5 protein-coding genes and 1 pseudogene are annotated in these 5,837 nt (G+C 58.1%); all 6 read right to left on the bottom strand.

Translation table 11 applies throughout. The annotated features are described in order from the left end of the window. Positions 1-220: 220 nt before the first annotated feature. Positions 221-1,375: an acyl-CoA dehydrogenase family protein gene (locus tag CMN55_RS10105; RefSeq protein ID WP_293949680.1), complete on the bottom strand. Its 1,155-nt coding sequence runs from the start codon at positions 1,373-1,375 to the stop codon at positions 221-223. Between the two features lie 23 nt (positions 1,376-1,398). Next, positions 1,399-2,067: pseudogene (locus CMN55_RS10110) on the bottom strand (nitroreductase). A 69-nt stretch (positions 2,068-2,136) separates the two neighbouring features. Next, positions 2,137-2,817 (bottom strand): nitroreductase, encoded by a 681-nt coding sequence (locus CMN55_RS10115; RefSeq protein ID WP_293949681.1) that lies wholly within the window; start codon positions 2,815-2,817, stop codon positions 2,137-2,139. Positions 2,818-2,917: 100 nt separating this feature from the next. Then, positions 2,918-3,775, bottom strand: a complete 858-nt coding sequence (locus CMN55_RS10120; protein ID WP_293949682.1) for a MaoC/PaaZ C-terminal domain-containing protein — start codon at positions 3,773-3,775, stop codon at positions 2,918-2,920. A 12-nt stretch (positions 3,776-3,787) separates the two neighbouring features. Then, positions 3,788-4,708, bottom strand: coding sequence for an SDR family NAD(P)-dependent oxidoreductase (locus CMN55_RS10125; RefSeq protein ID WP_293949683.1), 921 nt, complete (start codon positions 4,706-4,708; stop codon positions 3,788-3,790). A gap of 177 nt (positions 4,709-4,885) precedes the next feature. Further along, positions 4,886-5,837, bottom strand: a 952-nt coding sequence (locus tag CMN55_RS10130) for a malonyl-CoA decarboxylase domain-containing protein (protein WP_293949684.1), incomplete at its 5' end; no start/stop codon positions are given.

Genomic DNA, 5,837 nt, shown 5'->3' on the forward strand with positions numbered 1-5,837 from the left:
AATAAAAAACCAACCAGACAAACCCGATCAACCCGTCAAATCCAACAAGCCATCAGACCCGCCCCGTCNGCGTGACGCGGGTTATAGGCCCACCATACAATCCAGTCAACAGCTTTATTTCANCCCNNGACAATTTTTTTGCNTCTGCGAAAAACAAACAGGCCGGTTGGAAAAATCCNNCCGGCCTGGAGGGTTCCCGACAGCCNNCGCACNCGCCAAATCAGTAGCTGCGCGGCAGCTCCANNTCATGCTCGGCGATGAAGGANAGGATCAGGTTGGTCGANATCGGCGCGATCTGATAGAGNCGNGTTTCNCGGAATTTCCGCTCNACATCATATTCCTCGGCAAAGCCAAAGCCACCATGCGTCTGGATGCAGGCTTCCCCCGCNGCCCANGAGGCNTCNGAGGNCAGCATCTTCGCCATATTGGCCTCCGCCCCGCANGGCNNGCCCGCATCATANAGGCGATACGCCTCNTCNACCATCAGCTTGGCGGCCCGCATCTGGGCATAGCTCCGCGCNATGGGAAACTGCACNCCCTGATTCTGACCGATGGGCCGNCCGAACACGGTCCGTTCNCGGGCATAATCGGAGGCGGTTTTGATNAACCATTCCGCATCGCCGATACATTCGGAGGCAATNAGGATCCGNTCCGCATTCATGCCGGTGAGNATATAGCGAAAGCCCTTCCCCTCCTCCCCGATCAGGCTGGAGGCGGGAATGCGCATATTNTCGAAAAAGACCTCGGTCGTCGCATGGTTGATCATGGTNCGGATCGGCCGGATGGTCATGCCGTTCCCCACCACCTCGCGCATATCAACGATAAAAACGGAGAGCCCCTCCNCCCGCTTGGCAACCTTGTCNTTTGCGGTGGTCCGTGCGAGCAGGATCATCAGATCGGAATATTCGGCGCGGCTGGTCCAGACCTTCTGGCCATTGACCACATANTCATCNCCATCGCGCACCGCCGTTGTCGNNATGCTGGTGGTATCGGTGCCCGCCGTCGGNTCGGTCACGCCGAAAGCCTGCAACCGCAGNTCCCCGCTNGCGATCCCCGGCAGGTACTTCCGCCGCTGGTCTTCGGAGCCATGCCGGAGCANGGTNCCCATCGTATACATCTGCGCATGGCAGGCNGCGCCGTTGCANCCATTGGCGTGAATCTCCTCCAGAATGGCCGAGGCCACGCTNAGCGGCAGGCCCGCCCCGCCATATTCNTCCGGNATCAGGGAGCCGAGCAGCCCCGCCTCCGTCAGCGCATTGACAAATTCCGTNGGATAGGCNCGNTCGCGGTCCTTCTCCCGCCANTAGCTGCCGGGAAANCNTTCGCAGANCTGGCGNACNGTCTGGCGAATCTGGCCGGTAATATCTTCTTCCATTGCATTCTCTCTTTGGCGGCGGATCAAAAGCCGCGTAGGGTCACGAAATTNTCAAACGTCTCNCGTTCCGTCACCAGCCGGTTNATCACGGCATCCTGGTCCCGATAGCCGAGCGCCATGCCGCAGAACATCATNTCATGGTCCTGGAGCNCGAGATGCTGCCGCAGGGTCACCGGCCAGCGGGCCCAGGCTTCCTGCGGGCAGGTATCGAGNCCATATTCCTTCGCCANCAGCATGATATTCTGCATGAACATGCCNACATCNGCNTANTGNCCNATTTCCATCTGTTTGTGGAGAATAAAAAACAGNCCCACCGGCGCATCGAAAAAGCGNAAATTNCGCGANAGCTGTTTCANCTTGCCCGCCGTATCCTCNCTCGGCACNCCGATCAGNTCATANAGNGCCTGGCCGACAANNCGCCGCCGGGTNTTNTANGGATCNACCANCTCCGGCGGATAGACNTNATATTCCGGCGTNTCCGACACGCCGCTNNTNAANTTGCGNTCCACATCATCGACAAGCGCCTTNAGNGGATCCCCCGTCAGAACCTGCACATTCCACGGCTGAAGATTGCCGCCCGANGGCGCGCGNTTGGAAATTTCCAGCAATTCGCGGACNNTCTCGAGCGGCACGGGCTTGTCCAGAAACTGCCGCACGGTGACGCGCGATTTGATCGCTTCGGATACTTTCACGGGAAACTCCTGTTGNTTCTGTTCATCCGCCCCAGACAGGAAACCACTGCCTANGCGGCGGATCAACTGTCAATTCTCATCAAAGCCGATAAAATGGGTNACATTGGCGACATCTTCCCGCTCACTGACCAGCGTGTTTTCAATCGCCGTGGTATCTTCATAGCCCATNGCCATGCCGGAAACGAGCACCTGGTCATCGGGAATGCCAAGGATGCGGAAGATCGGCTCCTGAAANGTGATCCAGGCGGCCTGCGGACAGGTNTGCANCCCCTCNCCNCGCGCGGCGAGCATGACGGTCTGCATATACAGGCCCGCNTCGAACCAGCTGCCCCGCATCAGATAGGAATCGACGGTGAAAAACAGNCCNACCGGCGCATCGAAAAAGTTGAANTTACGNTTCGACTGTTTCGCTGTCCGTTCCCGGTCCCCNTTTTCAATNCCNAGCAGNCCATACAGGCTCCANCCNACCCCGCGGCGGCGGTTNTGGTGAACTTCTTTCCANCTGGCNGGATAATATTCATATTCTTCATATTTGCGGGCGGCGTTNTTCTCCACCAGCTTCAGCACCTCGCGGGCAATNTCATCNCGCGCCGCGCCCGCGCAGACATAGGTGTGCCAGGGCTGGGTGTTGGTGCCGCTGGGNGCGCGTTGCGCCANCTCCAGAACCCGTTCGATCTTCTCCCGTTCGACGGGCTGATCCGTGAAGGCACGGATGGAACGGCGGGAGCGGATTGCTTCTTCAATATCCATGGTTTTTCCTTGTTGATACAATCGGACTGCGCCCCGGCTGAAACAGAAAACGGCAGAATTATATGTTTAATTCTGCCGTTTCCCATGATGCCCGAAAGCGTCAGCCTATTTTGGCGTAGCCATTGTTGAGGACCACCAGATCCCGCTCCTTCACGCGGCAGCGGAAGGAGGTGACATCGCCATCATTCCAAAGCTCGGTCACCAGCGTCTCGCCCGGATAGACCGGAGAGGTAAAGCGCAGGTTGAACTCTTTCAGCTTCGACGGGTCATAGTTGCAGGCCTCTCTGAGGACGGCATGACCGGCCACACCGAGAGACGCAAGACCATGCAGGATCGGCGCCTTGAAACCGGCACTTGTCGCAATCCGCGGATCTGCGTGCAGCGGGTTGAAGTCCCCACTCAGACGATAGATCAGCGCCTGTTGCAGCAGCGTCGGCAACTCGACAGAGCTGTCCGGTGCCCGGTCCGGCAGGCTATGCGGTTGCGGCGCCCCTTCGGTCGGGCCACCAAAACCGCCATCACCGCGCGCAAAAGTCGTCGAGTCAAGCGTCGCCAGCAGATCGCCGGAGGACTTTTCAAAGACTTCGCGAGTGGTGTAGATCAGCGCGCCTTTGCCGGCGCCCTTGTCAATGATCTCGGTGATCTTGGTTTTACCGATCACCGTGCCTTCTGCGGGCAAGGGTTTGTGCAGCTTGATGCCCTGTTCCCCATGCAGGACTTTCACCCAATCCACCCCGAATTCGGGGTTTTTCAGGAAAAAGCCCGGATAGGCGAGAACAACCGCCATGGTCGGCAGGGCCAGCATATCCTCTTCATAGGTGAAGCGGAGCTGTTGCAGATCGAGCGGGTCCATCGACAGACCGACGCCGAGCGCATAGAGAATGCTGTCCTTTGTCGTATAGGTCTGCTCGACATCATCGAACTTCCAGTTGATCAGCTTGTCATAATCAATCGCCATAACGTTTCCTCCTTAGACCGGATCCCAGGAGAAGACGTCGCCGGAGCGTTCCAGCGGCACCAGAGAAGTCTTGACGGCCGGACCGAAGCGTTCGGCAACGGTTTCCGGCGTCCATCCATCGGAGGTCTGCAGATTGCGCACCGGACGCGGCTGGCTCATCAGCACGATTTCGTTGTTGCGAACAACGAAAATGTTGCCGGAGATGTCCTTGGCCTGATCGCTGAGCAGATAAACAGCGAGCGGCGCGATTTTTTCCGGCGTCATCTGCTGGATCTTCGCAACGCGGGCGCGCTCCGCATCGGTACCCTGAGGAATGGTGCCAATCAGACGCGACCATGCAAAGGGAGAGATACAGTTGGAACGCACATTAAAGCGGGACATGTCAAGCGCGATGGAGCGAGACAGACCGGCGATACCGAGCTTGGCGGCAGCGTAGTTGGCCTGGCCGAAGTTGCCAATCAGACCGGAGGTCGAGGTCATATGAACCATGGAACCGCTCTGCTGTTCCCGGAAATAGGGAGCGGCGGCGCGCGAAACGTTAAAGCTGCCCTTCAGGTGAACGGCGATCACGGCGTCGAATTCATCTTCGGTCATTTTGTGGAAGATCACATCGCGCAGGATACCGGCGTTGTTGACAATGCAGTCGATGCTGCCGAATTCCTTGCGCGCAGCTTCGATCATCGCACCGGCGTCATCGGATTTCGCCACGTTGCCGAAGTTGGCAATGGCTTCCCCGCCCGCATCGGTAATGGTTTTGACGACTTCAAGGGCCGGGACCTGATCGGCGCCGTCGCCCTGCTCATTGCCGCCAAGGTCATTCACGACGACTTTCGCGCCATAGGCGGCGCACATGATGGCGATACCGCGTCCGACACCACGGCCAGCGCCTGTCACAACCACGGTTTTACCAGCAAGCATATTCTTGTCCGACATCTTTTATCCTTTTTCTTATTAGATTTGATAGGCAGTCTTTATTTTTGTTCTTGTTCTTTAATAGGGCCTGCCCGGATTGCCCGGGAACCATTCCGCCTGATTATAAACATCGGCATCCGCGCGTCGACAAAAAAATGCGGACGCGGAGGGCGAAGCGGTGCAAGCCCCTCACCGATACTATTTCCGCGCGCTTCTGGCAAGGGCCTGCAATCCGGAAGAGGCAACAACCCGGCGCTCATTGGCATAAGCCTCGTGGTTTTTCTCGATATCCCGCTGGCTGTAATAATAGTTGACCAGCAGCCCCGCCGACTGTTTCAGGCCATTCGGAGAGGAATCACCGAGCCAGTTGAGCTGTTCCAGGCGCGCCCCATTACCCAGATGGAAACGCGTGACGGGATCGAGCGGACGCTTGCCCGCTTTTTCATTGATCAGGTAATGCGCGCAAAGCTGTTCCAGGGGCTCGCGGATTTTTTCCGCCACCTCCGTCTTGTTTGGCCAGTCGGGATCGGCAAGCTCCTGCCGGATTGCCTCGATCTCGCGGAAATGCAGCCCGCCCGTCGCCTCATTGACGCCCTTCAGCCAGCGCATGAACCCGGGAATGGGCGACAGGGTGGCGAAATGCTTGAGGTTGGGCAGCTCCGCCGACAGTTCAGCGACCACCTGCTTGATCAGAAAATTGCCAAAACTGATGCCTTTCAGCCCGTCCTGACAGTTGCTTATGGAATAGAAGATGGCGGTGTCCGCCTTTCGCGGATCGCCCCGACGCCCCTCCCGCGAAAGTAGCGGCGGAATGGCCCGCGCCAGCCCCTTCACGAGCGCCACCTCGACAAAAATCAGCGGCTCGTCCGGCAATGCCGGATGAAAAAACGCAAAGCAACGGCGGTCCTTGTCCAACCGACGGCGCAGATCGTCCCAGCCATCAATTTCATGGACGGCCTCATATTCGATCAGCTTTTCCAGTACCACCGCCGGGGTTCGCCAGGAAATCCGCTCCAGCGAGAGGAAGCCTCGATTGAACCAGCTGCTCAGCAGATGCTGCAAATCCGCATCAACGGATTTGAGCACCGGATGCGCCTTCAGATTTGCGACCAGAAATTTCCGCATGGCCACAATTGCCGCCGTGCCTCCC

This window comes from Sneathiella sp., assembly GCF_002694385.1.
In the GTDB taxonomy this organism is placed as follows: Bacteria; Pseudomonadota; Alphaproteobacteria; order Sneathiellales; family Sneathiellaceae; genus Sneathiella.

Bases quoted from the DNA above. Each gene is read 5' to 3' on its own strand.
- CMN55_RS10120 (WP_293949682.1), bottom strand. From the start codon at position 3,775: ATGGCGATTGATTATGACAAGCTGATCAACTGGAAGTTCGATGATGTC.
- CMN55_RS10125 (WP_293949683.1), bottom strand. From the start codon at position 4,708: ATGTCGGACAAGAATATGCTTGCTGGTAAAACCGTGGTTGTGACAGGC.